The sequence below is a fragment of the Deinococcus aquiradiocola genome (assembly GCF_014646915.1).
Classification (GTDB): domain Bacteria; phylum Deinococcota; class Deinococci; order Deinococcales; family Deinococcaceae; genus Deinococcus; species Deinococcus aquiradiocola.
On record NZ_BMOE01000004.1, the window covers coordinates 266542 to 292282 of the forward strand.

General features: G+C 71.6%; 27 protein-coding genes. 7 read left to right on the plus strand and 20 right to left on the minus strand.

Annotated elements, in window-relative coordinates:
* Positions 1-103: 103 nt before the first annotated feature.
* A complete protein-coding gene (locus tag IEY33_RS08505) occupies positions 104-862 on the plus strand; it encodes a YggS family pyridoxal phosphate enzyme (RefSeq protein WP_188962423.1) in 759 nt (252 codons plus the stop codon).
* A gap of 41 nt (positions 863-903) precedes the next feature.
* A complete protein-coding gene (locus IEY33_RS08510) occupies positions 904-1770 on the plus strand; it encodes a DivIVA domain-containing protein (RefSeq protein ID WP_268238820.1) in 867 nt (288 codons plus the stop codon).
* 145 nt (positions 1771-1915) lie between these two features.
* On the opposite strand, the gene IEY33_RS08515 is transcribed toward IEY33_RS08510, so the two are convergent.
* Positions 1916-3616, minus strand: coding sequence for a dynamin family protein (locus IEY33_RS08515; RefSeq protein WP_188962269.1), 1701 nt, complete (start codon positions 3614-3616; stop codon positions 1916-1918).
* Between the two features lie 89 nt (positions 3617-3705).
* Here IEY33_RS08515 and IEY33_RS08520 point away from each other — a divergent pair, with 89 nt between their 5' ends.
* The gene (locus IEY33_RS08520) at positions 3706-3987 is read left to right on the plus strand and encodes a hypothetical protein (RefSeq protein WP_188962271.1); all 282 of its coding nucleotides are present in this window, start codon (positions 3706-3708) and stop codon (positions 3985-3987) included.
* Positions 3988-4045: 58 nt separating this feature from the next.
* Here IEY33_RS08520 and ftsA read toward each other — a convergent pair whose 3' ends face one another.
* The 13 genes from ftsA to IEY33_RS08585 all read right to left on the minus strand — a co-directional run bounded on the left by ftsA (position 4046) and on the right by IEY33_RS08585 (position 18826).
* Positions 4046-5422 (minus strand): cell division protein FtsA, encoded by a 1377-nt coding sequence (gene ftsA / locus IEY33_RS08525; protein WP_188962274.1) that lies wholly within the window; start codon positions 5420-5422, stop codon positions 4046-4048.
* Positions 5419-6084 carry a cell division protein FtsQ/DivIB gene (locus IEY33_RS08530; RefSeq protein ID WP_229670880.1) on the minus strand — a complete coding sequence of 222 codons (666 nt, stop codon included), beginning with the start codon at positions 6082-6084 and terminating at the stop codon, positions 5419-5421. Before IEY33_RS08530 ends, ftsA begins: the two co-directional genes overlap by 4 nt.
* Positions 6081-6968: a UDP-N-acetylmuramate dehydrogenase gene (locus IEY33_RS08535; protein WP_188962425.1), complete on the minus strand. Its 888-nt coding sequence runs from the start codon at positions 6966-6968 to the stop codon at positions 6081-6083. Before IEY33_RS08535 ends, IEY33_RS08530 begins: the two co-directional genes overlap by 4 nt.
* A gap of 38 nt (positions 6969-7006) precedes the next feature.
* On the minus strand, positions 7007-8350 hold the full coding sequence (murC, locus tag IEY33_RS08540) for a UDP-N-acetylmuramate--L-alanine ligase (protein ID WP_188962428.1): 1344 nt from the start codon (positions 8348-8350) through the stop codon (positions 7007-7009).
* 163 nt (positions 8351-8513) lie between these two features.
* Entirely contained in the window at positions 8514-9599 is a 1086-nt protein-coding gene (gene murG, locus IEY33_RS08545) for an undecaprenyldiphospho-muramoylpentapeptide beta-N-acetylglucosaminyltransferase (protein WP_188962279.1), read from the minus strand.
* A gap of 127 nt (positions 9600-9726) precedes the next feature.
* Positions 9727-10878: an FtsW/RodA/SpoVE family cell cycle protein gene (locus IEY33_RS08550; protein ID WP_188962281.1), complete on the minus strand. Its 1152-nt coding sequence runs from the start codon at positions 10876-10878 to the stop codon at positions 9727-9729.
* Positions 10875-12215: a UDP-N-acetylmuramoyl-L-alanine--D-glutamate ligase gene (murD, locus tag IEY33_RS08555; protein WP_188962284.1), complete on the minus strand. Its 1341-nt coding sequence runs from the start codon at positions 12213-12215 to the stop codon at positions 10875-10877. Before murD ends, IEY33_RS08550 begins: the two co-directional genes overlap by 4 nt.
* Before the next feature lie 106 nt (positions 12216-12321).
* Positions 12322-13248: a phospho-N-acetylmuramoyl-pentapeptide-transferase gene (locus IEY33_RS08560; RefSeq protein ID WP_188962286.1), complete on the minus strand. Its 927-nt coding sequence runs from the start codon at positions 13246-13248 to the stop codon at positions 12322-12324.
* A 194-nt stretch (positions 13249-13442) separates the two neighbouring features.
* Positions 13443-14213: a hypothetical protein gene (locus IEY33_RS08565; protein WP_188962288.1), complete on the minus strand. Its 771-nt coding sequence runs from the start codon at positions 14211-14213 to the stop codon at positions 13443-13445.
* Entirely contained in the window at positions 14210-15502 is a 1293-nt protein-coding gene (murF, locus tag IEY33_RS08570) for a UDP-N-acetylmuramoyl-tripeptide--D-alanyl-D-alanine ligase (protein WP_188962291.1), read from the minus strand. Before murF ends, IEY33_RS08565 begins: the two co-directional genes overlap by 4 nt.
* Before the next feature lie 147 nt (positions 15503-15649).
* On the minus strand, positions 15650-15853 hold the full coding sequence (locus IEY33_RS08575; protein ID WP_188962293.1) for a hypothetical protein: 204 nt from the start codon (positions 15851-15853) through the stop codon (positions 15650-15652).
* Between the two features lie 57 nt (positions 15854-15910).
* Positions 15911-17173: an aminotransferase class III-fold pyridoxal phosphate-dependent enzyme gene (locus IEY33_RS08580; RefSeq protein WP_188962296.1), complete on the minus strand. Its 1263-nt coding sequence runs from the start codon at positions 17171-17173 to the stop codon at positions 15911-15913.
* A 231-nt stretch (positions 17174-17404) separates the two neighbouring features.
* Positions 17405-18826 (minus strand): phytoene desaturase family protein, encoded by a 1422-nt coding sequence (locus IEY33_RS08585; protein WP_188962298.1) that lies wholly within the window; start codon positions 18824-18826, stop codon positions 17405-17407.
* A 114-nt stretch (positions 18827-18940) separates the two neighbouring features.
* Between IEY33_RS08585 and IEY33_RS08590 the strand changes: the two genes are divergently transcribed.
* Genes IEY33_RS08590 through IEY33_RS08600 form a run of 3 tightly spaced genes read left to right on the plus strand, consistent with a single transcriptional unit; the run spans position 18941 to position 20528 of the window.
* Complete coding sequence (locus tag IEY33_RS08590; protein ID WP_188962300.1) at positions 18941-19417, plus strand: GNAT family N-acetyltransferase; 477 nt, start codon at positions 18941-18943, stop codon at positions 19415-19417.
* Positions 19414-20013 carry a pyridoxamine 5'-phosphate oxidase family protein gene (locus IEY33_RS08595; protein WP_188962303.1) on the plus strand — a complete coding sequence of 200 codons (600 nt, stop codon included), beginning with the start codon at positions 19414-19416 and terminating at the stop codon, positions 20011-20013. Before IEY33_RS08590 ends, IEY33_RS08595 begins: the two co-directional genes overlap by 4 nt.
* Positions 20010-20528: a DinB family protein gene (locus tag IEY33_RS08600; protein ID WP_188962306.1), complete on the plus strand. Its 519-nt coding sequence runs from the start codon at positions 20010-20012 to the stop codon at positions 20526-20528. The genes IEY33_RS08595 and IEY33_RS08600 overlap by 4 nt, the downstream gene beginning before the upstream one ends.
* 4 nt (positions 20529-20532) lie before the next feature.
* Here the strand turns inward: IEY33_RS08600 and IEY33_RS08605 are convergent, their stop codons facing one another.
* On the minus strand, positions 20533-20841 hold the full coding sequence (locus IEY33_RS08605; protein WP_229670881.1) for a hypothetical protein: 309 nt from the start codon (positions 20839-20841) through the stop codon (positions 20533-20535).
* Positions 20842-20923: 82 nt separating this feature from the next.
* On the opposite strand from IEY33_RS08605, the gene IEY33_RS08610 reads away from it, so the two are divergent.
* A complete protein-coding gene (locus IEY33_RS08610; RefSeq protein ID WP_188962308.1) occupies positions 20924-21718 on the plus strand; it encodes an aminoglycoside phosphotransferase family protein in 795 nt (264 codons plus the stop codon).
* On the opposite strand, the gene IEY33_RS08615 is transcribed toward IEY33_RS08610, so the two are convergent.
* The 5 genes from IEY33_RS08615 to lysW all read right to left on the minus strand — a co-directional run bounded on the left by IEY33_RS08615 (position 21715) and on the right by lysW (position 25612).
* Positions 21715-22548 (minus strand): [LysW]-aminoadipate kinase, encoded by an 834-nt coding sequence (locus tag IEY33_RS08615; RefSeq protein ID WP_188962311.1) that lies wholly within the window; start codon positions 22546-22548, stop codon positions 21715-21717. The genes IEY33_RS08610 and IEY33_RS08615 overlap by 4 nt on opposite strands.
* 122 nt (positions 22549-22670) lie before the next feature.
* Positions 22671-23207: an inosine/xanthosine triphosphatase gene (gene yjjX, locus IEY33_RS08620; RefSeq protein ID WP_229670882.1), complete on the minus strand. Its 537-nt coding sequence runs from the start codon at positions 23205-23207 to the stop codon at positions 22671-22673.
* Positions 23204-24253 (minus strand): N-acetyl-gamma-glutamyl-phosphate reductase, encoded by a 1050-nt coding sequence (argC, locus tag IEY33_RS08625; protein WP_188962313.1) that lies wholly within the window; start codon positions 24251-24253, stop codon positions 23204-23206. The genes yjjX and argC overlap by 4 nt, the downstream gene beginning before the upstream one ends.
* A gap of 170 nt (positions 24254-24423) precedes the next feature.
* A complete protein-coding gene (lysX, locus tag IEY33_RS08630; RefSeq protein WP_188962316.1) occupies positions 24424-25272 on the minus strand; it encodes a lysine biosynthesis protein LysX in 849 nt (282 codons plus the stop codon).
* Between the two features lie 166 nt (positions 25273-25438).
* The gene (gene lysW / locus IEY33_RS08635; protein ID WP_188962318.1) at positions 25439-25612 is read right to left on the minus strand and encodes a lysine biosynthesis protein LysW; all 174 of its coding nucleotides are present in this window, start codon (positions 25610-25612) and stop codon (positions 25439-25441) included.
* Positions 25613-25741: the final 129 nt, after the last annotated feature.

The window sequence follows — 25741 nt, forward strand, 5'->3', positions numbered from 1 at the left end:
TGGTCGGCGTGAAGGTCCTGCCCCTCCCCCACCGCGCTGCTGTCCGGCCCGTCTCCCCCGCTCGCCCTAGCAGGCGCGAATGCCGGTCACGGGCGGGCCAGGCGTGAGCCTGCAGGACGTGCTGCGCGAGATCCGCGCGGCGGAGGTGGACGCGGGCCGCGCGCCCGGCTCGGCGCGGCTGGTGGCGGTCAGCAAGGGGCACACCCTGGACGAGATCCGTGCGTCCGTCCTGACGCACGCGGCCCTGCAGGCGGGCGGCTTCCCGCTCGCGGAGAACCGCGGGCAGGAGCTGCGCGACAAGGTGGCCGTCACGCAGGGTGGCGTCACCCAGGGCGCAGGGGCGCAGGCGTGGCCGCCGCTGGAGTGGCATTTCATCGGGCCGGTGCAGCGCAACAAGGTCAAGTACCTGCGCGCCGTGACGCTCGTACACACCATCGAGACGGCCGAGCAGGCGCAGGCCATCGCGGCGGCCGCCGAAGGCTGGGGGCGCGCGCCGGACGTGCTGCTGCAGGTCCACAACGGCGAGGCGCAGAAGCACGGCGTGAGCACCGAAGACCTGCCCGCCCTGCTGCGCGAGGTGCGCGGCACGGGCCTCACCGTGCGCGGCCTGATGGTCATGGCCCCCTACGACGACCCGCAGGGCGCCGAGCGGGTGTTCGCGCAGACGGCCCTGCACGCGCAGACGCTGGGCCTGCCGGAACTGAGCATGGGCATGAGCGACGACTTTCCCGCCGCGATCCGGCACGGTGCGACGCTGGTGCGGGTGGGGCGGCGACTGTTCACACCCGCGTCCGGCGTGGACCGGGCCGGTGCCCAGGACGCGGGCCGGGCGGGGAACGGGGGAGCGCCGGATTTGAGCTAAACTGACCTTATGATTCGGCATCTGAGCGGGGGGCGCGCGCGGTGAAGTACACCCCACTGGACGTGCGACACCAGGAATTCCCTGGTGCGATGGGTGGCTACAAGCGGCTCGATGTCCGCACCTTCCTGAACGAACTGGCGGACGACTTCGAGGAACTGCTGCAGAGTCGGCAGGAACTCAACGAGCGCCTCGCCCTGATGGAAGGGCGACTGGCCGAGTACCGCCAGTCGGAGGACGACCTGCGGCGCGCCGTGGTGAGTGCCGAACGCATCGCGCAGGAACTCCGCGAGAACGCCCGCAAGGAAGCGGAACTCATCACCACGCAGGCCGAAGCGTACCGCGACAGCGTGACGCAGCAGGCGAACGCCCGCTCGGTGGGCCTGGAAGCCCGCCACGAGGCGCGCACCGGCGAGCTGGAAATGGCGCACCGTGCCCGCAGCACTGAACTGGAAGCCGCGCACCAGGGGCGCAGCACGCAGCTGGAAGCCAGCTACCGGGCGCGCTTCTCGGACCTGGAAGCGCAGTACCACCGCCGTCACCGTGAGCTGGAGCAGGGCCTCGCGGCCCGCACGGCGCACCTGGAGTCGGTGTTCAGCCAGCGGCACAACGAGCTGACGACGCTGCTGTCCCGCGCGCGGGACGAACAGGGGCAGTTCGTGGCGCAGTACCGGGCACTCGTCGCGTCGTTCTACGAGCTGGCGTCCCGGCACGCGCAGCCGGAAGGTTCTCCCCTGCCGACCGAGCTGCCTCAGGGCACGGCGGTGCCGCTGCCGGAAGGGACGCAGAGTCTCCTGCCGCCCGCGCCGAACGAGCCGGTCAGCGCCCTGAGCGCCGCCACGCCCGACGCACCCGAGGACGGCGAGGACCGTTCCGCCGTGGCGCGCGTCACCGAGCAGCAGTTCGTCTGATCCGGTGTTGAGCTGAACTTTCCGAGTTCAGCCGAGCGAAGCGGGCACCAAAAAGTACGGGTTTGATCCGGTTTCAGCCCGGTACGCAAAACGGGCCACGCGCACCTGAAGCGCGTGGCCCGTTTTGCGTACCGCACGGGGCGGGTCAGCCGAGGGCGTCCACCTGACCTTTGAGGGCCGTGATGTCGGCGCGCAGGCGGGCGGCCTGCCCCTCGGCCTCCTGCAGCCGCACCTGTTCGCCCTCGATAAAGCGCGTGAAGGGGCTCATGGCGTCCCGCAGGCGCGCGTCGGCGCGTTCCTGTTCGCGCTCGTACTCGCGCCGCACGACGCCCTCCAGCGACGCCCGCAGTTCCGCCACGCGCACCCGCAGTTCACGCAGGGCCTGCAGGCGCCGGGCCGGGAGGATCAGCAGGCCCAGGCTGCCGATGGCGAGCCCGCTGAAGATGAACGTGAAGTCGAGCGCGAGCGTGCCCGCGAGCACCGCGCCGATCACGCCGACGCCCACGCCGCCCGCACCGAGCCCCACCACGCCCTTCATGGCGTCCTCGGTGTCGGCCGCGAGCTGCCGCGTGAGCTGCGCTTCCGTCACCTCGGACAGGTGACGGCTGGCGCTGCCCGCGATGCCTTCCACCAGGGCGTGCCGGTCGTACGAGAAGCGGGTACGGGCGATGTCCTGGGACGGCTGGCGGCGCAGCAGGAAGGTCTGCACGTCCTCCCAGAAGTGCAGGTTGGATTCCACGAAGCGGTCCACCATCGTCGCGAACTGCCGTTCGATGGCCTGCGGTAGGTCCGCGATGGCCTGCTCCCGGAACTGCGTCTCCAGGCCGCGCGAGTTCACGAGCTGCCGGAAGTTCCCGATGCGCAGGGTGGAGTCGATGAACTTGTCGGCGCGTGCCTCGAACTCGGCCAGCAGGCGGCCCACGCGGTTCAGCTGTCCGTCCAGTTCGCCCTGCATGGTCTCGTGGTGCCGCTGGCGCTGCGCTTCGAGGCTGGAGAGCGTGTCGAGGTCGGCCCTGAGGGTGTCGCGTGCGGCGGACGCGCGGCGTTCCTCGCCGCCCAGGATCTCGGCGGCGGCGTTCAGGGGGCCGGTGAGTTTCAGCCGCGTGCGTTCCCGCTCGCCCAGCCGTGCCTGCAGCGCGTCACGCAGGGCGCGGAAGCCCTCGTCGCCGCCCGTCTGCGCGGCCCGCTGTTCACGCCGGGCGGACACGAGGTACACGGGCGGCGTGAGGTTCAGTTCGGCGCGCGCGCCCGCCTCCACGAAGGCCCGCACTTCCGCGCGCTGCTCGGGCGTTTCCAGCAGGTCGGCCTTGTTGACGACCATCACCACGGCGCGCCCCCAGCGGGCCGCGAGGCTCAGGAACTGCCGTTCGGACTCCGTGAAGGGCCGGTCGGCGCTCGTCAGGAACAGCAGCAGGTCCGCGCGCGGCAGGAAACCTTCCGTCAGCACCTGGTGCTGCCGCACGATGGCGTTCGTGCCGGGCGTGTCCACCAGCGCCACGCCGTCCAGCGCCGCGATCGGCACGCGCAGCCGCACCACGAAGGGGTCGGCGGTCGCTTCCGGCTCGCCCTTCTCGCCGTGCACGAGGACGTAGATGCGGTCCGTGGTGGGCGTCACGCCTTCCGGCAGGACCGTCTCGCCCAGCAGGGCATTCACGAAGCTGGACTTCCCGGCGTTGAACTCACCGACCACGACCAGCAGGAAGCTCTCGTCGAGGTTCTGCAGGGCCTGCCGGGCCTGCGTGACCGCCTCGGCAGGCGCGCCCTGCGCCTGGAGGTACGCCTGCAGGTCGGAGAGCAGCGTGCGTTCACGCGTGAGGAGGGCCTGCACCGGTTCAGTGACGAGCATACGCGCAGTCTACCGGCCCCGGCGGGACCCGGGGCCTGCGTTCCCGGGTGCGTGACGCCCGCCCGTCTGGGGGTGCGCTACCCTGGGGCATGACGGCAGGCGGGCTTCAAGGCATCCGGTTCGCGCTGGAAGGCATCGACGAGATCACGTTCCACCGGGTCCTGCGTGACCTGATGACCGACCCGGCCTTCGCGAGACCGCTGCAGGTGCAGGCCACGCCGCCCCGGCCCCGGCAGGACGAGGTGGCGGCCCTGACGCTGGTGTTCGGCGCGCAGGACCGGCTGCTGGCCGTGGCGGCCATGCAGCGCCTCAAGACGATCCTGCTGCGGTACGACGTGCAGATCGACAGCATCTGGACGCCCGAACCCTGAACGTGCGGGCGGCGCGCACCCGCAGGTACGCGCCGCCCGGCCCGGATCAGGCCCGGAATCAGATCCAGTCTTTGAAGAAGTCCTTGACCTTGTCCACCAGCGTCTTCTCGTCCGGGTTGCGGGGCGCCCTGGGCGGTTTGGGTGTCGGTGCGGGCTTCGGGGTGGGGGTGGGTGTCTCGTCCACCGGGGGGGGTGTGAGGTCGTACTCGATCGGCGTGGGGGCCGGACGCACGTACGGGGAGCCGCTGCCGTTGGCGGGCTGGGCCTGCGCGGCCGTGCCGACCGGGTGCATCTGCTCCTGCGCGGCGTACAGCACGAGGCCCACGGCGGCGGCGTGCACGGGTCCGGCCACGATGTCCGTCAGGCCGCCCATGCCGCGCGGGCGGCCCACGCGGACCGGGAGGCGGAAGCGTTCGCGGGCGAGTTCCGACACGCCGCGCAGCAGGCTCCCGCCGCCCGTGAGGACGACACCGCTCGCGATGAGTTCCACCGGCCCGAGCTCACGGTCGATCTCGTCGCGCACCATGCCGTAGATCTCGGCGATGCGCGGCTTGATGATGCGCGACAGGTCGAAGGCGCTGATGGCGTGCGTGCTGCCGGACGCGTTCGTGATCTCCAGCATCAGGTCCGGGTCGGCGAGTTCCGGGAGGGCCGCGCCGTACTTGCGTTTGACGTTCTCGGCCTCCTCCAGCGGAATCTTGAGGATCTGCGCGAGGTCGGTGGTGACGTGGTCCCCGCCGATGGGGATGCAGGCGGAGTGCGAGAGGTTCCCGCGCTTGAACACGCCGACGTCGGTGGTGCCGCCGCCCATGTCGATCACGACGACCGTCTGGTCGCGTTCGGACGCGTCGAGGACGGCCGTGCCGGACGCGAGGGATTCCAGCACGAGGCCGCGCACCTGCAGGCCCGCCTCCTGCACGCAGCGGCGCAGGTTCGCGAGCGGGCCGACACTTCCGGCGACGATGTGCACGTCCACTTCGAGGCGCACGCCGTGCATGCCGACCGGGCTCTTGATGCCTTCCTGCCCGTCCACCACGTACTCCTGGGGGATGGCGTGAATGACTTCGAAGTTCGGGTCGAGCGGCACGGCGCGGGCGTTCTCGATGCTGCGTTCCACGTCGGAGACCGTGATCTCCTGGCTGCGCCGGATGGCGGCCAGCCCGTGGCTGGTGAGGGCCTTGGCGTGGTTGCCCGCGACGCTGACGTACGCGTTCGTGACCTTGACGCCGCTGACGCGTTCGGCCGCCGCGACCGAGTTGCGGATGGCGGCGGTGGTGCGTTCCAGGTTCACGACCGCGCCGCGCTTGATGCCCTCGCTGGGCACGGTTCCTTCGCCGATGATGTCCACGCTGCCGTCGGCAGCGATTTCGCCTATCACAGTGGTGATCTTCGTGGTGCCGATGTCCAGACCGACAGTGATCAGGTTGTCCTTCATTGCTGGACGCTCACCCCCCAGGGATAAATATTGATGTGCTTTCCAGCAAACATCTTGACACTGCCCGAATACTTAAGCAAGGAACCGAGATTCCCGCTCCACGCCGTCCCTGCCGCCGTTTGCACGGTGAAGCCTGAGGGCGTGTACCGGACCGATTGCACATTGTAACGTCCAAACGCCTGCGCGAGCCGCCTCGCGACGGGCAGGCGGTCCGGTCCCCACCCGACGAGGAGCGGCCCGCCGAGCGGCGCGCCGGGCAGCACCTTGCCGTCCCAGGCGATCGCCACGAGGGTCCCGTCCGGCTTCTGCCACTGGGCGGCCGGGACGCGCTCCTGCACGTTCACCTCGACGCTGCCGGGAAAGCGGCGCACGATCTGCGCGGACGCCACCCACGGCGACTGCCGCAGGCCACGTGCGCGCCACGCGCCGTAGTACAGCCACCCGCCGGGCCGGGCAGTCAGGGCGAAGGGCGGGGTGAGGCCCGCGAGCGCCTGGACCTGCTCGGCGCTCAGGTGACGGTTGCCGGTCACGGTGACGGTCCGGACGGGCAGCAGGAACCACGAGGCGGCCAGGACGGCCAGCACGAGGACGGTGGCGAGCAGGGCCAGCCACAGGCGGCGGGCGGGACGGGCGGCGCGCGTGGGCGCTTCCGGTCCCTTCACGGCCACAGTTCGTACTCCAGTTCCATCGGCACGCCGACCCGCTCGCGGATCAGGTTCAGCAGGGCGTGCACGTCGGCGGCGGTCGCCCCGCCGAGGTTCACGATGAAGTTCGCGTGTTCCGGCGCGATCATGGCGTTCCCGGCGCGGCTGCCCTTGAGGCCCGCCTCGTCGATCAGGCGGCCCGCGGGGGCGCGCGCGCCGTCCGGGAGGGTGGGGTTCTTGAAGGCGCAGCCGGGTGTGCGGTTCTTGGGCTGGCCCTTGCGGGCGGTGTCGGCGGCGTCCATGCGTTCCTGCACGGCGTCCGGCGTGCTGCGGCGCAGGCGCAGGCGGGCGCGCGTCACGATGTGGTTGCGGGGGATGCCGCTGTCGCGGTACGACCAGTTCAGGTCGTCCGGCGTGACGACGCGCGTGCCTTCGGGCGACACGATCTCCAGCGAGTGCAGGCCGTCGAAGGTCTCGCCGAAGCGCGTCCCGGCGTTCATCCAGATCGCCCCGCCGAGCTGCGCGGGAATGCCGACCGTGCCCTCCAGGTTGCTGTAGCCGAGCCGCTGGAGTTTGCGGAGCAGGCCGGGCAGGGGCACGCCGCCGCCCACCCAGCCGGTCACGAGGCCGTCCGGGTCGCCGTGCTCCGGGCCGCTGCGTTCCGGGTCGGGCGTCAGGTCGGTGCTCGCGAACTGCCCCGCGAGGCGAATGACCCGCTCCGTGAGGCCCTCGTCCGCCACGACGAGGTTGCTGCCGCCGCCCAGGATGCGGTACGGGGCGCTCATGGCCTCCGCGAGCTGCGCGTGGTCCGTGACGGTCCACACTTCGGCCTCGCCGCCCACGCCGAGCGTGGTGTACCGCCCGATCGCCTCGCGGCGCACGCCCGCGCCCGTCACGCTCACGCTGACCGGCTGGGTGCCCGCCCTGGTCACGGGGACGCTCACACGCTCACCCCGGCCAGTTCACGCCCGATCTTCCAGACGTCGCCCGCGCCGACCGTGACGATCACGTCGCCCGGCTGCACCGTGCCGCGCAGGTACGTCAGCACCTCCTCGCGCAGCGGGAGGTAATGCACGCCCCGGTGCCCGAGTTCGTACATGCGGTTCACGATCAGGGTGCTGTCGATGCCGGTGATGGCCTCCTCGCCTGCCGCGGCGATGTCGAGCAGGATCACCTCGTCAGCCGGCATGAGGCTGTCCGCGAGGCGCGGCCAGGACTGCTGCGTGCGCAGGTAACGGTGCGGCTGGAACACGATCCGGACGCGGCGACCCGTCTGCCGGGCCGCCCCGACGACCGCCGCGACCTTGGCGGCGTTGTGGGCGTAGTCGTCGATGATGATCGCGCCGTCCAGCGTTCCGACGCGCTCCCAGCGCCTGCGCGGCCCGCCGAACTCCGCGAGGGCCGCCGCCGCGAGCGCGAAATTCCCGCCGTACAGGTGCGTGGTCGCCAGGGCCGCCACGGCGTTCTGCACGTTGTGCAGGCCCGGCATGGCGACGCGCGCGCGCCCCAGCGCCTCGCCCCGGAACACGACCGTGAAGTCCGTGCCTTCCGGGTCGGGGTTCAGGTCGGTGGCGCGGTAGTCGGCGCCGTCGTTCAGGCCGTAACTCCAGCTCGGCTGGCCCGGCGACAGGAAGTCCGGCAGGCCCGGCCAGTCGTGGCAGTACAGCACGCGGGCCGCCTGCGTCACGAACTTCCCGAAGGCGGCGTGCTGGTCCTCGACCGTCTCCCAGTACACGGCCTGACTCTTGCCGGGCGTGCCGATGTGGTCGTCGTCGGCATTCAGGAACACGGCCGTCTCGCAGCGCAGCGTCTGGAACGCCTGGTCGGACTCGTCGATCTCGGCCACGAACGGCCCCTGACCGGCGCGGGCGTTGCTGCCGAAGGCCGGGATGATGCCGCCCACGAACGCGGCCGGGTCGAGGCCCGCGCCGTACATGGCGACGGCCGTCATGCTGGTGGTGGTGGTCTTGCCGTGCGTGCCGACCACGCCGACCGACGGGCCGCCCGCGAGCAGTTCCTCCATCAGTGCCATGCGGGGGCGGACCTCGATGCCCGCCTCACGCGCCGCGACGATCTCCGGGTGCGTGCGGCTCACCGCTTCCGACGCGATCAGGACGTCCACGCCGCTCAGGTGCGTGGCCCCGTGCCCGATCAGGACGTCGGTGCCTTCCAGCTGCAGCTGGTGCGTGAGTTCGGAAGGGGCGCTGTCGCAGCCGGACACCGTGAAGCCACGGGCGCGCAGGATGCGGGCGAAGGCGCTCAGCCCGATCCCGCCGATGCCCATCAGGTGAAAGTGGGTGGGGCGGGCCGGGGTGGGCGCGGGCGGGGTGACGGGGGCGGTCTGGACAGCGGCTCCCGCCGTGGCCTGAACCTCAGGCGGTGCGGCAGGGGCGTCTGTGGGGGTCATGGTCTGGGACTTGGTCATGGGCGCTGGCTCGGTGTGGTGCTCAGGAACGGAAGTGCGATTCGGCCAGGTCCGCGAGGCGGGAGGCCGCACCCTGAGGAGAACGGCGGAGCGCGGCCTCCCGCATGGAAGCGCGCGTCTCCTTCTTCAGACACTCTAACACCACGCTCCCCAGGGATCGGCTCATGGCCTCCTGCTCCACGAGGCGGCCCGCCCCGGCGGCCTCCACGGCCCGCGCGTTGAAGCGCTGGTGGTCCTCGGCGCTGCTGGGGAGCGGCACCATGACGACCGGCACGCCGTAGAACGCGGCCTCCGCGAGCGTGCCCGTCCCGGCACGCGTGATGGCGAGGTCCGCCGCCGACCACGCCGCGACGGAATCCACGTACCCGACCGCCTTGTACCACCCGAGGTTCTGCACCTCCGGCAGCACGTCGCTCAGCCAGCGGGGACCGGTGGAGTGCAGCACCTGCACGCCGTCGTCCGGCGAGAGGCCCGCCTCGCCCAGCACCTCGCGCAGCACGCCCGGCACGGCGCTGTTCAGGGCGACGCTGCCCTGCGAGCCGCCCATCACGAACACCGTGAGCGGCCCCTCCTGCAGCCCGAGCCGCTGCGTGGCCTCCTGCCGCAGCAGCCACTCCTCACGGACCGGCATGCCGACCAGCGTGCCGCGCCCGGCGGGGAGGCCCGCCACGTCCGGGTAGGCCGTGCCGACCGCGCGGGCGCGGCGCAGCGCGAGCCGCTGCGTGAGGCCCAGCCGGGCGTTCTGCTCATGCAGCACGGTGGGAATGCCGAGCGACTGCGCGGCCAGCACGCCCGGCAGGCTCGCGAAGCCGCCGTACCCGACGACCACGCCGGGCCGCGTGCGGTTCAGGAAGCTGCGGGCCTGCGCGAGGCCCCGCGCGGCCCGCAGCGCCTGCCGGGGGTCGAGGCCGCTCGCGCTGCGCGCGAACTTCCCGGCCACCACCCCGTGAAAGGCGAGGCCCGAATCCTGCGCGACGCGTTCCTCCATGCCGCCCAGCTGCCCGAGCAGCGTGACCTCGTACCCGCGCCGCTGCAGTTCCCGTGCGGTCGCCACCGCCGGGTAGATGTGCCCGCCCGTCCCGCCTGTCGCCAACACCACTCGCTTCATCGGGAAGCAGTGTAGCGGGCGGTGCGCGCCCCGGTGCGGGACGACGCGGAAGCCCCCCGGCGCGGACGTCGGGGGGCAGGCAGGACAGAAGGTCGGCGGGCAGGGCGAGCGTCTCCGCGCTGACCGGTCAGTCTCCGGCGTTCGGGCTGAGGGTGGGGACGGGCGCACCCTCGGGCGGGGTGGGCGCCGCGCCCGGCAGCGCCCCGGCCGCGTCCTCCGGCAGGTGACGGCGCACCTCGCGCAGCGCCGAGTGGATCAGGGCGAGCGCGGCACTCATGGTGAGCATGCTGGAGAACCCGTAACTCACGAGCGGGAGCGGCACGCCCGTCACCGGGAAGATGCCCGCCACCACCGCGAGATTCACGACCGCCTGCCCCACCACCATGTACATGGCGCCCGTCGCGAGGATGCTCGCGCCGTGCACCTGCGGCGTCATGGGCCGCACGCGGGACGCCATCTCGGACACCTGCAGGGCCGCGCTGACCACCAGCCAGTACGCGAAGATCAGCATGGTCACACCGAGCAGCCCGGTCGAGAAGCCCACCGTGGCCGCGATGGCGTCCGTATGGTCCGCGAAGTACGTGTACCGCAGCCCGTCCGGCCCCTGCCCCCACAGGCCGCCGTACCCCAGGTCGCGGTGCGCCATGCCGATCTGCGTGAGGCCCGGCTGCACGTCGTCCCCGAAGTGACTCGTGGCGCGCGCCAGGATGTACGGGTGGCGTTCCAGGTACAGGCTCCCGAACGGCAGCGCGATCAGGAAGATGCCGAGCAGCAGGCCGCCGATGTTGTTCATCTTGACGCCCGCCGCGTACATCAGCACGATGCCGAGCGAGAAGATCAGGACGGTGGAGCCCAGGTCCGGTTCGAGCAGCACGAGCAGGGTGCTCAGGCCGATCATGAGGGTGGCGCTCAGCAGCTTGTGCTGCACGCCGCGCCGCGCGAAGAAACTCGCGATCTGCAGGATCAGGCCGAGCTTCGCGAACTCCGACGGCTGGAACTGGAAGCCCGGGATGCGCAGCCAGCGTTTCGTGCCGGGCGACAGTTCGGTGCCCACCCCGATCACGAGGACGAGCGCCAGCAGGATCAGCGTGACGACCCACACGACCGTCCCCATGCTTAGGAAGGCCTTGGGGCGCAGGCGCGACAGGGCGAATGTCACGAGGAGCGCGACCACGATCTTGCTGGCGTGGTCGGGAATCATGTTCGGTTCGGCGGTGGAGATGCCGATCAGGCCCAGCATCAGCAGGATCACCTGCGCCAGCACGAGGTTCAGGCTCACGCCTCCACCTCTGTGCCGCTGAAGGTGCGGGCGGGGCCGTCCAGGGCCGTCACGGCCTCCTGCGCGGCCTGCACGAAGGCCCGCCCGCGTTCGGCGTAGTCGCGGTACAGGTCGAAGCTCGTCCCGATCGGGGAGAGCAGGACCGTGCCGCGCGGCTCGCCGTCCATGCCGAGCGCGCCGACGGCCGCCTGCACCGCGTGCCGCATCACGTCCGTCCCGTCCTGGCCGGTCACGAGCAGGTACGGGAGGCCCAGCGCGAGCGCGAAGCGTTCACCGTCCTCCCCGAAGCCGATCACGCGCGACACCTTGCCCTGCGCGGCGGCGATCAGGGGCTCCAGTTCCGCGCCCTTGTCACGCCCGCCCACCAGCCACGCGACGGGCGGCGCCGCCTGCTGCAGGGCCGCCTGCACGGCCAGCGTGCGCGTCGCGATGCTGTCGTTCACGAAGCGCAGCTCGCCGTGCCGCGCGACCGTCTCGAAACGGCCTGTCACGGCCCGCGCCTCCCGCAGCGCGCCCGCCAGGGCAGGCACGTCGAGCGGGCGGCCCAGGTGAGCCATCATCGCCTCGGCGGCCAGCACGGCGGCGGCCGCGTTGGCGGGATGCACGCCTTCCGGCAGGTCCTGCACGGGCAGCACCTCGCGGCCGTCCGCGAGCGTCAGGCGCAGGGGCGTGAAGCGCCGAACGGTGGCCGCGCCCGGCACGGCCGCACCTTCCGGCAGCACGAGCACGTCGCGCGGCGTCTGGTGGCGCGCCACGTTGCGTTTCGCGGCGTGGTACGCCTCCACGCTCCCGTGCCGGTCCAGGTGGTCCACCCCGAGGTTCGTGACGACCGCCACCGCCGGACGGAAGGTCGGGACGCGCTCCAGCTGGAAGCTGCTCAGTTCCGCGACGGCCACCTCGGCGCGGTCCACCACGTCCAGCAGCGGCGGGTCGATGTTGCCGCCCTCCAGCGCGTTCACGCCCTGCGCGCGCAGCAGCGACGCGATCAGGACGGTGGTGCTGCCCTTGCCGGCCGTGCCGGTCACGCCCACCACCGGCAGGGCGGGCCGCGCGCGGAACGCGACCTCCACCTCCCCCATCACCTCCGCGCCGTGCTCGCGGAGCGACTGCAGGTCCGGGTGGTCGATGGGCACGCCGGGCGCGGCGATCACGGTCCGGTACGGGCGCGTCGCGTCGCCCCGCGCGAAGCCCAGCTCGGTCATCAGGGCCTCGTCCTCCGGCTGGGGGCGGGCGTCGAACCACTCGGCCACCTGGGCCTCGCGGGCCAGGAAGCGGGCCACCCCGCGTCCGCTGCGGCCCAGGCCGTAGATCAGGGTCGGGCCAGTAAGGAAAGTCATGGGGACAGGGTAGCGAAAAGCGGCGCGGGCATGGGAAGAACCGTGAGCGCGGCGCGGACCCCGAAGGAACCGCGCCGCGCCGACCTGCCGCCCCGGGGCCGCCGGGTCAGCTCATGGGCGGGAAGGTCCGCAGCAGACCCCACACGATGGCCGTACCGAGCGCCGTGACGAGCCAGAAGCGCAACGTGACGTGCGTCTCGGGCCAGCCGAGCTCCTCGAAGTGATGCTGGATGGGACTCATGCGGAACAGGCGCTTGCCGCCGGTGCGCCGGAAATACGCGACCTGCAGCACCACGCTCAGCACCGCCACGACCGGGATGATGGCCGCGACAGGCAGCATCCACACGTCGGCGTGCAGGATGTACGCGCCTGCCGCGACCGCGCCGATGGCGTGCGAACCCATGTCGCCCATGAACACGCGGGCCGGGTGCGCGTTGAACCACAGGAAGCCGAGCAGCGCGCCGACCAGCAGCACACTGACGGGCGACACGCCCAGCAGCGGAAGCAGCACGATGATGCTCACGCCGCCCAGCAGGCTGTCGAGACCGTCGGTGAAGTTGAAGGCGTTGACGGCGCCCACCATCACCAGGGTGTACAGCACGATGTCGCCGTACAGGCCCAGGCCCGGCAGCCACACGTGCGGCGCGAGCGGCGCGGCGAAGATCGCGAACGCGAGGCCCACCAGCAGCTGCGCCGGGAACTTCTCGCGGGCGAGGAGTTCCTTCTTGCCGCCCACCATGCGCGAACGGATCTTGAGAAGGTCGTCCACCAGCCCGATGACGCCCATGCCGAGCGCCGCGAGCATCAGCAGCGTCTCGCTGCGGCCGCCGCCGTGCCCGGTGAGCAGCATGCCCAGCCACACGAGCAGCAGCGCGAGCACGAACCCGATGCCGCCCGCCGTGGGCGTGCCTTCCTTCTTGAGGTGCGTCTGCGGGCCTTCCTGCCGGATCGGCTGGCCCCACCCGTACCGTTTGGAGAGCGTGATGAGGAGGCCCACCAGGAACCACGAGACGAGCGCGGCCACGACCATCATGGCCGCACCACCGGAACCGGAACGAAGGGGAAAAGGTATGACATACGCTGCGGGCAAGGTATCACGCACGGGCAGGCGCGGCAGGCGGGCCGGTGGACAGGCAGCACGGACGGGCGCGGGGCAGTTGCCACGAAGCTCGGCCTCCACGCGTCCCGGTCGTCCGGAGGCCCGGCGACCGGGAAACCGGGAACGGTTCAGGGCGTCAGTTCACGCAGTTCCGGCGCGAAGAAGCGCAGCGTGCCGCCCGGCTGCAGCGTCACGATCAGCGGGCCGACCGCGCCGACCACGCCGGGCGGGTGCGGCACGGACGCCAGCAGCACGCCCGCCGCGTCCCGGCGTTCCAGGGCCGTGCCGGTCAGGGTGTAGCTGCCGCTGGCGGTGACGGCAGTGGGGGCGTTGGAGGTGGCCGCGCCGCCGGGCGTGGCGTACAGGTACGGGAGGGCGGCGGTGCTCAGGAGCGTCTGGCCGCCGCTGTCCACGCGGTACAGCTTCCCGGCCTGCGTGGCGTACTCCAGGCCGTCACCGCCGGTCACGGTGGCGTCCGGCGTGCCGAGCAGGCCCGCGCCGGGCGTCCCGTCGTAACTGACGGTGCTGCCGTCCTCGCGGTACGCGCGGGTGGCGGTGAGCGCGACGACGCGTCCCGCCTGCAGCACCACGGGCCGCGCGTCCGCCGTGACGAGCACGCCGACCGCGCCGAGCGCCACCCAGGGCGTGTCGGTGCGGTTCGCGGTCTGCCAGCCGACGGCGGTCGCCTGCGCCTGCAACGGCACGCTCACGCGCCTGTAGGCGGGCGCGCGGGCCAGCGTGACGCGGCCCCCCTCCAGCCACAGCACGCCGCTCTCCGAGAAGCTCGCCTGCAGTGCGGGCGCGCCGGGCCGGACCGTGGACGGGCGGGCGGGCGACACGGTGGGCGTGCACCCGGCCAGCAGCAGGGCCGCCGCGACGAGCAGGGCCGGGCGGCTCACGCGGTCGCGTCCCGCTGCGCGAGCAGGGCGTTCACGACGGAGTCCAGGCCCACGCCCTCCTGCGCGCGCCGTTCCGGCGTCCACGAGATGCCGCGCGACGCCTTGACGAGCACCACGTCGCCCGCCCGCACCTCCCGCAGCAGTGCGGGCAGCAGGTCCGGCACGCTGCGGTACGCGCGTTCGCCCAGCTCGTCCGCGAAGGCCCCGACGCCGTACGTCAGGTCCGCGCGCTGCCGGGCGTACTCGCCCACCCCGGCGTGCAGTTCCCGTTCCGTCTCCCCGAGTTCCAGCATGCGGCCCAGCACGCTGATGCGCCGACCGCCCGGCGCGGGCGTGGGGAGCGCCGAGAGCGCGTCGAGCGCCACGCGCACGCTGAGCGGCGAGGCGTTGTACGCGTCGTCGATGACCGTGAAGGTGCCCGGCAGCACCCGGTAGCGGCCGCCCGGCACCGTCACGCGCGACAGGCGTTCCGCCGCCGAGTGCAGGTCCACGCCCGCGCGGCGCGCGAGTTCCAGGCCCAGCACGGCCGCTTCCGCCTGCACGCGCGACGCCTGCGGCAACGTCACGTCCACCCCACCGAACCGGAACCCGGCACCGGACGCGTCCAGCCGCAGGTCCGTACCGGCATGCACCGCGTCCCCGAACCCGTACGTCGGCACGCCCGGGTAATAGGGGCCTGCCTGCACGCCCACCAGCCGCTCCCGCGCGCCCAGGATCACGCCCTTCTCGCGCACGATGTTCTCCACGCTGCCCAGGCCCTCCAGGTGCGCCGCGCCGATGCTGGTGATCACGCCCACATCCGGCCGCACCAGCTCCACGAGTTCCGCCATCTCGCCCAGCCGGTCGATGCCCATCTCGACCACCAGGGGCCGCCCGGACGCGCCGTGCTCGATCAGGAAGGTGGCGATGGCGGGCGGCGTGTTGAACACCGGCAGGTACGCCGCGTCCAGCGCGGCCGCCGCGTAACTCTTCGCGGTGGTCTTGCCGGCCGTGCCGGTGATGCCGACCACCAGGGAGGCGCGCGCGCGTTCGTGCTGCGCCCACGCCAGCAGGGCCGCCTGCGCGTCCGGCACGCGCACGGCACGCGGCACGTCCAGGTCCGTCAGGACGAACGGCGCGCCCGCATCCAGGGCCGCCTGCACGAAGCGGTTCCCGTGCATGGCCTCGCCGGGCAGCGCCACGAACGCCACGTCCGGTCCCGCCTCACGGGAATCCCAGGTCAATCGGCGCGCGGGGCGGGCGTCGGAGTGAACGTCGGCAGCAAACGGCAGGGCGCGGGGGTCGAGCATGCCAGCAGGCTAACAGCCGCGCGTGAGGGTGCCTACCCGGGCACCGCCGGGAGAGCCGCACGGCAGGACGGGAAGACGGAAATGAACCCGGAGGCTTATCCCGCCTCCGGGTTCCGGTTGACCACCGACTTGCACGCGCCCACACGTTCAGGCCAGCCGCTCACGTTCTGTAGCCACGCGCGCGGCGGGCCGGGCCTTCCGGCGGCACTCCGTCCGGGAGCGCGCGTCCGAGCGAGGGGTGCCGGAAGGGGGCGCGGCGGCGTTCGCGGCCACGCCCAGACTGTAGGCGAGGGGTGGGGCGCGGCGCATCGGTGCGCTGGCGTACGCCAGATGGTCACGGTCGCCGGACACGACACCGCCCCGGACCTCAGGGGACCGGGGCGGCGAGGGACGAGCGGGAGCCGGGAGTTACTTCTCGGCGGTGAGGACGCGTTCGAAGGCGGCGACGACCGCGTCGATCTGCTCGCGGCTGATGGTGAGGGGCGGCAGGAAGCGCACGACGAGCGGCGTGGCCTGCAGCGTCAGGACGGCCTCGTCGTGTTCGAGGGCGGCGATGTACGGGGCACTCTTCTCCTTGAGTTCCACGCCGATCATGAGGCCCATGCCGCGCACTTCGCGGATCTTGCTGGACTTGATGCCGCGCAGCTTCTCCATGAAGTACGCGCCCTTGTCGGCGGCCTGCTGGGCGAGGTTCTCGCGCTTCATGAAGCGGATGGCGGCGACGCCGGCGGCCATGGCGAGCGGGTTGCCGCCGAAGGTGGTGCCGTGCCCGCCGGCGGGCATGCGGTCGGCGACGGTGGAGGTCATGACGAAGGCGCCGATGGGGACGCCGCCCGCCATGGCCTTGGCGAGCGTCATGCCGTCGGGGACGACCTGGCACTCGTCGGCGGCCTCGCAGCCGCAGCGGATGCCGTCGGCGTTCCGGCACGGCTCGGCGCAGAAGTGTTCGGTGGCGAACATCTTGCCGGTGCGGCAGAAGCCCGTCTGGATCTCGTCCATGATGAGCAGCGCGCCCTTCTCGCGGGTGAGGCGGCGGGCCTCGCGGATGAATTCGGCGTTGCCGGGGCGGACGCCGCCTTCGCCCTGGACGGGTTCCATGATGACGGCGGCGACGTCCTCGGTGATGGCGGCGCGCAGTTCGTCGATGTTGCCGTACGTGACGAAGGACACGTGTTCGTTGTCGACGGCGGCGCCGAAGGGTTCGCGGTACTTGGGTTCCCAGGTGAGCGCCAGGGCGCCGAGGGTGCGGCCGGAGAAGCCGCGCTTCATGCTGACGAAGCGGGTGCGGCCGGTGGCGGTGATGGCGAATTTCCTGGCGGCTTCCATCGCCTCGGTGCCGCTGTTGCACAGGAAGACGCGGTCGAGGCCCTGCGGGAGGACGCTGACGAGTTCGGTGAGGAATTCGGCGCGTTTGTCGTTGGGGAGCGTCTGCGGCATGACGATGAGGTTGCCGGCCTGTTCGCGGATGGCGGCGACCACGTCGGGGTTGCTGTGGCCGACGTTGGCGACGCCGTAGCCGCCGACGCAGTCGATGTATTCGCGGCCGGTGCTGTCCCAGACGGTGGCGCCTTCGGCGCGGGTCATGACGACCTGGTGCTTGTGGTAGACGCCGCTGTCGTAGCGCTGTTCGTCGGCCAGCCAGTCCTGCTGGGGGTGATCGGTGACGGTCATGTTGCCTCCTTGGGCCCGGGTGGGGCTGTGCGTTCAGTGTAGGTGGGGCGGGGCGGGCAGAGTGTCGGTCAGGAACACCTGTGGCCGTGCGGGTGGGGTGCGGGGGGGGGGCCGCCGTGACGCACAGTATGCGTTCGGAAGTTAAACGTGTCAAATACTTTACGTTTGATACCAGCTGCGGTCCACCCGGATCGCGTCCACACGTCCCACGGGATGCGACCGGAGTCCGGGTCAGCGCCGGTCGTGCATCGCGGCCCGCGCCGCCAGGAAGCCCGCCATGCCGTGCACCCCGCCGCCCGGCGGCGTACTCGCGCTGCACAGGTACACGCCCCGCAGCGGCGTCCGGTACGGCACGGCACTCAGCACCGGCCGCGCCAGCACCTGCCACAGCGTGTTCGCGCCGCCCCCCACGTCCCCGCCCCGCAGGTTCGGATTCCAGCCCTGCAGGGCCGCAGGCGTACTCACGTGCCGCGCCAGCACCCGCGACGCGAAGCCCGGCGCGAAGCGCTCCAGCTGCCCCTCCAGCTCCGCGAGCGCGTCTCCCTCGAACCCGTTCGGGACGTGCACGTACGCCCACAGCGTCTCCCCCGCCCCCGGCACGCGCGTCCGGTCGAACAGGCTCTGCTGCGCCACCAGCACGTACGGCCGCGCCGCCACCCGCCCCTCGTGCGGCGCGCGCTCCGCCAGCTCCAGCTCCTCCAGTGTGCCACCCAGGTGCACCGTCCCGGCCAGTGCCGTGCGCGGGTCCCGCCACGGCACCGGTCCCGACAGCGCGTAATCCACCTTGAATGCCCCCGGTCCCGGCCGGAAGCGCGCCAGTTTCGCCGCCACGGCGCCCGGCAGCGCGTCGCCCGCGAGCCGCACGAAGCCCGGCACGGACGTATCGAGCAGCACCGCGTCCACGTCCGGCAGGTCGCGCAGGTCCGTCACGGGCGCGTTCAGGCGGATCTCGCCGCCCAGCTCGGTGAACAGGCCCGCGAGCGCGTCCGCGAACGACTGCGCGCCCCCACGCGGGAACGGCCACCCGACCGCGTGCCCCGTCACGCCCAGCATCAACCCGAACGCCGACGTGCCCGGCACGGACAGCGGCAGGCCCGAATGCGCCGCCAGGCCCGCCAGCAGCGCCCGCGCCTGCGGCGTCCTGAACGCCGCGCGCGCCAGCGTCGACACGCCCGGCAGCGCCCGCAGCCCGAAGCGCGCGAGCGTCACCGGGTGCGCCGGGACGTGCAGCAGCGGCCGGAGCGTGTCGTCCAGCAGGCCGTGCCACCCGTCCACCAGGGGCCGCATCAGGCGCAGGTACGCGCCCTCGTCCGCGCCCAGGCCCGCCGCCGTCTCCTCCAGGCTGCGGTACATCAGGACCGCGCCGTCCTCCAGGGGGTGAGCGAGCGCGGCGGGCGGCTGCACCCACTCCAGCCCGAAGCGGGCGAGCGGCAGGGACCGCATGAACGGCGACGCCACCCCCAGCGGGTGAATGGCGCTCCCCACGTCATGCACGAAGCCCGGCAGCGTCAGCGCCTCACTGCCGAGCGCGCCGCCCACCCGGCCTGCCCCCTCGTGCAGCGTGACGCGCCATCCTGCGCGCGCGAGCGTGATTCCGGCCGCCAGACCGTTCGGTCCGGACCCCACAACGACAGCAGCAGGACGGGTTCGCATGCCGAATGATGACACGCCCCGCACCCGCACCTGCGAGGTAAGGAGCTGGCGGCTCGCTCTGCTCGGGGTGATGAACCAGTCATCACCCGCCAGCGACTTGTGCCAAGATCAGGCATGACCCGCCCGGACCCCGCCGCAGGCCCACCGTCCCCCGCCGCGCACCTGCGCGAACTGACTGGCGCGGACGTGGCGCGCGGGTACGCCGCCATGCACGCCCTGCGCGGTCACCGTCCGCCGCTCGCCACGCCGGACGCGTTCGTCCGCTGGGTCGGCACGCACCCGGAAGGGTACCGGCTGGTGGGTGCGTTTGTGGACGGCGACGCGGACGCGGCCGCCGTGATGGGTGTGCGCGTCATGACGCTGCTGTACGCGGGCCGCACCCTGTACGTCGACGACCTCAGCACCCGCCCCGAGTACCGTGGGCGCGGCCTGGCACGCGCCCTGCTGGACTGGGCGCAGGCGGAGGCGCGCGCGCTGGACTGCGAGGAACTGCACCTCGATTCGGGCGTGCAGCGGTTCCCGGCGCACCGGCTGTACCTGAAGTTCGGGTTCGACATCGGCGCGCACCACTTCTCCAAGGGGCTGACGTGAGCTACTACGACCCCGCCACGCGCTCCCCCACCCTGAGCCGCAGGCCCGGCAACCGCCGCGACGACGCGTGGACCGCGGCGCTGCTCTCACGCCTGCAGGTGTGCCGCGTCGCGACCCGCTGGGACGACTGGGCGTTCATCAACCCGACGACCTTCGTGTACCGGCCCGCCACGCACGACCTCATCTTTCATTCCAATCTGGCGGGCCGCCTGCGCGCCAACGCCGACCGCGCCCACGACCGCGACGAGCACGTGTGCTTCGAGGCGTCCGAGTTCGGCCGCCTGCTCCCGTCCAACCATCCGCTCGAACTGAGCATCCAGTACCGCTCCGTCATCGCGTTCGGGCCCGTCACGCTGCTGGACGGCGACGACGCCCGGCACGCCCTGACCGACCTGTGCGCCAGGATGTTCCCGCAGCTGCGGCCCGGCACCGACATGAAACCCATCAGCGACGACGACCTCGCCCGCACCAGCGTGTACCGCCTGCAGATCAGCGAGTGGAGCGGCAAGGAGAACTGGCCGGACGCGGCCGACCAGACGGACGAGTGGCCCGCCCTGTCCCCCCACCTGCTCCGCCCGGAGGACCCCACCCCATGACCCCACCCCCCACCCGACCGCAACCCGGCGACCACAGCGAATTCCACGCCCGCTACGTGAACCTCGTGCCCGAAACGGACGTGCTGGCCGCCATGCAGGCGCAGGCGCCCGTCACGCGCGCCGCCCTGCTGGCCTTCGCGGACCGGCCGGACCACGCCTACGCGCCCGGCAAGTGGACGGTCCGGCAGGTGCTGGGCCACATGACCGACACTGAACGCGTCTTCGGATACCGCGCCCTGTCGTTCGCGCGGGCCGACACCTCTCCCCTGCCCGGCTTCGAGCAGGACGACTGGATGGCGACCACCGACTTCGGCACGTACCGCCTGCCGGACCTGCTGACCGAATTCGAGACGGTACGTGCAGGCCACCTGTCGTGGCTGACCCACCTGCCGGACGCCGCCTGGGAGGGCCGGGGCGTGGCGAGCGGGCAGAGCGTCACCGTGCGCTCCCTCGCCTTCATGCTGCTCGGGCACGAGCGGGCACACCTGCAGATCCTGCAGGAACGCTACCGCTGAACGCTCAGCCGAACAGCGGCCCCAGGTCCGTCAGCACACCGCTCGGCTGAAGGTCCACGAAATGGTACCGCCCGAACAGGTCCGAGAAGCCCGCGGCGTCCAGCTCGCTGACCGTCCCGGACGGCCCCTGCGCCCGCACGTTCTCACCGCGCGCCGTCAACCGGTACACGCCCTTCATCTCACCGCCGAAGTACACCGTCGCCAGGAACTCCCGGCCCCCCTGACGCTGCAGCAGCGCCAGCACCTGCGCCGCCCCCAGCGCCCCCGGAGGCGGCGCGGGCAGCTTGTATTTCCGGGCAGAACGCACAGTCACAGGCCAGAGTGTAGCGGGTTCGCTCCTCACCTCCGCCAGATGACCGATGCGGCCCCGCACCTGCCACCGCTACGCTGCGGGCATGCCGGAACTGGAAGTGGGCGAATCCATCGGCTGGAACCATGGAGAGGCGCAGGTGTATGCCGCCCGCTGGCAGGGGCGCAAGGCCGTGCTCAAGCGGCACCGGGAGCTGAGAAAACACGCCAGGGAGCGGTACGGGTACGCGGTCTGGGCACACACCGGGCTGCTTCCGGAGCTGCTCCAGACCGACGCTGAGCGACTGGAACTGGTGCTGGAGCGGGTTCCGGCTGCTTTGGCCCTCGGTCAGCCGCAGACCGAGGCAATGTACCGGGCGGCGGGCGTGGCCCTGAGGCGGCTGCACGACGCGGCCCCGCGCGGCCTGATCTTCGACGACGGGCGCGGCGACCTGCAGAACCTGATGGACCGCTACCTTCCGCGTGCAGAAGGCGTGCTGCCGGACGCGCAGATCCGGGAGGTGGCACGGCAGGCGCGTGAGCTGCTGCGCGGCTCCTTTCCCGGCGTGGTGCTGCGGCACGCCGACTACACCGCACGCAACTGGCTGTGGGACGGCACCCGGCTGACCGTCATCGACACCGAGATGGCCCGCCCCGGCCCCGCCGTGCTGGACGTGGCGAAGATGATCAACGACCTGAGCGTGCAGGAGAACGGCGAGGCCCTGCTGCAAGCCTTCCAGCACGGCTACGGACGCGAGTGGACGCCGGACGAAGCGCAGTTTCTGGCAGCTGTGCGGTCCCTCGACGCGCTGATCCTGGCGGTCTGGTGCCACCGGCACGACGACCTGGACGGCTTCGAGAAGATGCGCGCCATTCTGCTTCGCCTCGTATCAGCCTGTTAGCTCACCACCGTGCCTGCTCCGCCGAGCGCGGCGCTGACCGGCTGTCCGGCGCGGGCGTCTCCGAAGATGACGCGTTTCACGCCGCCCGCGACGGCTTCGGCCGCGCCGAGCACTTTTTTCTTCATGCGGTCCTGCGCGAACTCCAGGTACTGTTCCACGTCGGCGGCGGGGATGTGCGTGATGAGGCTGCTCTCGTCGGGGTAGTTGCGCAGGAGGCCCGGCACGTTGCTGAGGAGCAGGAGGGCGTCGGCGTGCATGGCGACGGCGAGGGCGGCGGCGGCGCGGTCCCCGTCGACGTTGATGGCGACGCCGTCGTAGCTGCTGGCGGGCGGCGTGAGGACGGGCAGGTAGCCCGCGCCGAGCAGCAGGTCGATGAGGGCGGTGTTGACGCGTTCGACGGTGCCGGTGTGGTCGCCGCGCAGGACCTTGGTCTTGCCGTTCTCGACGATGCGGACGCTGTCCTTGTGGCGGCCCTCGAAGATGCGGCCGTCGAGGCCGGACAGGCCGACGGCGTTCACGCCGAGGCGCTGGAGGCGTTCGACGATGCCTTTGTTCATCTTGCCGCAGTAGACCATCTCGAAGATTTCGAGGGTTTCACGGTCGGTGAAGCGGCTGGTGTAGCCGCTGGGGCTGGTGACGAAGCGCGGGGGGTGACCGAGCGCTTCGGCGACGCGGTTGGTTTCGCCGCTGCCGCCGTGGACGAGGACGAGGCGCTGCCCGGCCTTCCAGAGGGCGGCGATGTCGGCGCAGACGGCGTCGTAGTCGATGCCGGCGCTGCCGCCGACTTTGATGATGGTGGGGTGGGTGGCGGTGGGGGCGGCCTGGGTCATACCGGAAGGATATCACACGGAAACTATTACAGCGTTTTGTATTTCATTTGACAGGTCAGGTCGGGGATATAGCACGAGGGGCAGGCCGGACACACGCCCGGCCCGCCCCTCCAGAATCCCTCTCAGCGCCCGAACAGGTCCGCGTTCAGGAAGGGCGCCATGGCGAGCGTCAGCCCCATCTGCCACACGTCCGCGCGGGACAGCAGCCCGCCCGTCAGGAAGCCGACCGTGCCCGCCTTCTGCTTGATGTTGTGCTGGCCGCTCAGGGCGTCCATGACCGGCCCGAGCTCCTCGCCCGCCCGGAGGCGCGACGCGACCTGCGGCGGGAGGCGCAGTTCGGCGGTGCGGCCCACCTCGCAGCGCGTGCCGTCCGTGACGGCCACCGCGCCGAACAGCCAGCAGCCGGAAGCGTCGAACCGCACGCCGCCCTCCAGCCCCACCCCGTACGTGGCGTCCGGCAGGGCGGCATGCGCTGCGCGCGCGCGGTTCACGGCGCCGGCCAGCGTCTCCTCCTCCCCCACCGGCTGTTCCGGCACGCCGGACGGCACGTTCACGCCCGTCACGCGCGCGCCGGGGTACAGGTCCCCGAACACGGCCTGCACGGGCTTCAGCTTGGCGGGGTTGGTGGAGCCGAGCACGACGGACAGGGCGGGCGTCACGCGGGGTGCAGTCCGGCGAAGCCCAGGCCGGTGCGTTCCTCCCAGCCGCGCGCGATGTTCAGGCTCTGCATGGCGTGCCCGGCCGTGCCTTTCACGAGGTTGTCGATGGCGGACATCAGGACGACGCGGCCCGAGTCGTTGTCCATCTCGAAGCCGATGTCGCAGAAGTTCGTGCCGTCAAGCAGCTTGGGGTCCGGGTAACGGTGAATGCCCTTGCCGACCTTCACGATGCGGATGAACGGCTCGTCGCCGTACACCTCGCGGTACGCGCTCCAGACGTCGCGCTCGCTGTACCCGTCCGGCACCCACACGTGCGCGGTCGTCAGGATGCCGCGCACGCGGGGCGTGCTGATCGCCGTGAGGTGCAGCGGGAAGTTGCCGGGCAGCTCCTGCTGCGCTTCGGCCGTGTGGCGGTGCCCGACGGGCTTGTAGACGCGCAGGCTCCCCTCGCGCTCCGGGTGGTGCGAGGCGTCGGTGCTGCTGGCCCCGGCGGCGCTGCTGCCCACGAGGCCCGTCGCGATGATGTCCTTGCCGAGCACCACGCCGAGCTTCAGCAGCGGGTACAGCGCCAGGATGACGGACGTGGCGAAACACCCGGCGCACGCGATGCGGGTCGCGCCCACCAGTTCCTCGCGGTGCAGTTCGGGGTTGCCGTACACCCACTCGCTCAGCCGCTCGGGGGCGGGGTGTGCCTCGCCGTAATACTGCTGGTACAGGGCCGGGTCCTTGATGCGGAAGTCGGCGGACAGGTCGATGATGGTCTTGCCCAAGCCCTCGAACTGCGCGATCTTTCCGGCCGCGCTGCCGTGCGGGAGGGCCAGCACCACGACGTCGGCGGCCTCCAGGTCGGCCATTTTGCGGAACTTCAGGTTGCACAGTCCGCGCAGGTTGGGGTGAACGAAGTGCACGGGGCTGCCCGCGTTGCGCTCGGACGTCACCTGGGTCACGTGCAGGTTGGGGTGGGCCAGGGCGAGGCGCAGGAACTCGCCGCCCGCGTAGCCGGAGCCGCCCACGATGGCGACGGAAAGTCGTTCTGAGGAAGTCACGCCTGACAGTAAAGCACAGCGCCACGCTTCAGATTGAAAGTTGTATGATCTAAAATCTGTCGAATGAAAAGAACGTGGGGGCTGACCGTGCGGTGCCGCGTGGCAGACCCACGCGACACGAAACCGTGGACCGGCCGCCGAAGCTGCCGGTCCACGTCCGTGCCACCTGCTTACAGCAGGCTGATGGCGTATTCGCCCATCAGGCGCGGGATGTTGACGCCGGTGGTGCTGACGGAGTTCTTGAACTCCATGGTGTGGTTGACTTCGATGACCATCAGGCCGCGTTCAGGGTCTTCCATCAGGTCGATGGCGACGATCTGGCCGTGCACGGCGGCGGCGGCCCGGACGGCCAGTTCGGCGATGTCGGGCGTGACGGGGCAGTTGCTGGCTTTGGCGCCGCGGGCGGTGTTGGTGATCCAGTGTTCGGAGGTGCGGTAGATGGCGCCGATGCACTGTCCGCCGATCACGAAGGCACGGATGTCGCGGTCGGGCTTGCGGATGAGTTCCTGAATGTAGAAGATGCCGTGCTGCGGTCCGCCGAGCACTTCCTTGTGTTCGATGACGGCTTCGGCGGCGTCGCGGTCGTTGAGTTTGCTGACCATGCGGCCCCAGCTGCCCACGGTGGGTTTGAGGACGACGGGGTAGCCGATGTCTTCGATGAGGGCGAGGGCGGTCTCGCCGTCGAAGGCGACGCCGGTGCGGGGGGTGGGGACGCCTTCGTGGTGCAGGCGGGCGTTGGTGGCGAGCTTGTCGCCGCACAGTTCGATGACGTCCGAGGGGTTGATGACGCGCACGCCGAACGCTTCGAGGGCGCGGGTGACGCCGTGTCCGCGTGACTGGGAGACGCAGCGTTCGATGGCGACCTTCCAGGGCACCTGGGCCTGCCCGGCGGCGTCGAAGGTGAGGCGGAGCTGGGGGGTGTAGACCTTGTCGTAGGGCACGCCGAGGTCGTCGAGGGCTTCGAAGAGCATGCGCTCGTCGGGCCGGATGCGGTCGTAGAGGACGGCGAGGTCTGCCATGGTGGTCTCCATGAGCGGTGGGCTCCGGTCCGCCCGTGTGGGGGGTGGTCCGGAGCCCACGGCTGCGGGGCGGGGTGCGCTCTGCCGGGGTCGCGGGTGTCGTTCTTCCGGAGCGCGTGGGGGGCTTGGGGGTCTGTGGCTGCGCGGGCGGGGCGCGGTCCGGGGCTTATTCTCCCCAGTCCTCGGCTTCCTGGGGGGCCGGGGCGAGGCGGGGGGGGTCGATGCTCACGACTTCCAGTTCGGTGCCGGTGTCTTCGTCGAGGACCAGTTCGCCCAGTTCGGGGTTCTCCAGTTCGATGATCGCGCCGCTTTCGGGACTTTCGAATTTGATGATCGCCATGTTGACCTCGCTGGTCGGGGTGGGCGGCTGGTGTCCCCAGCCTGCGTGTGCGGCAGTTGCCGTTCACCCCCGAACCTTTTCGCATGTAAAGTTACCAGACTAAAACAGATTCGATTGAAAGGTGTCTAG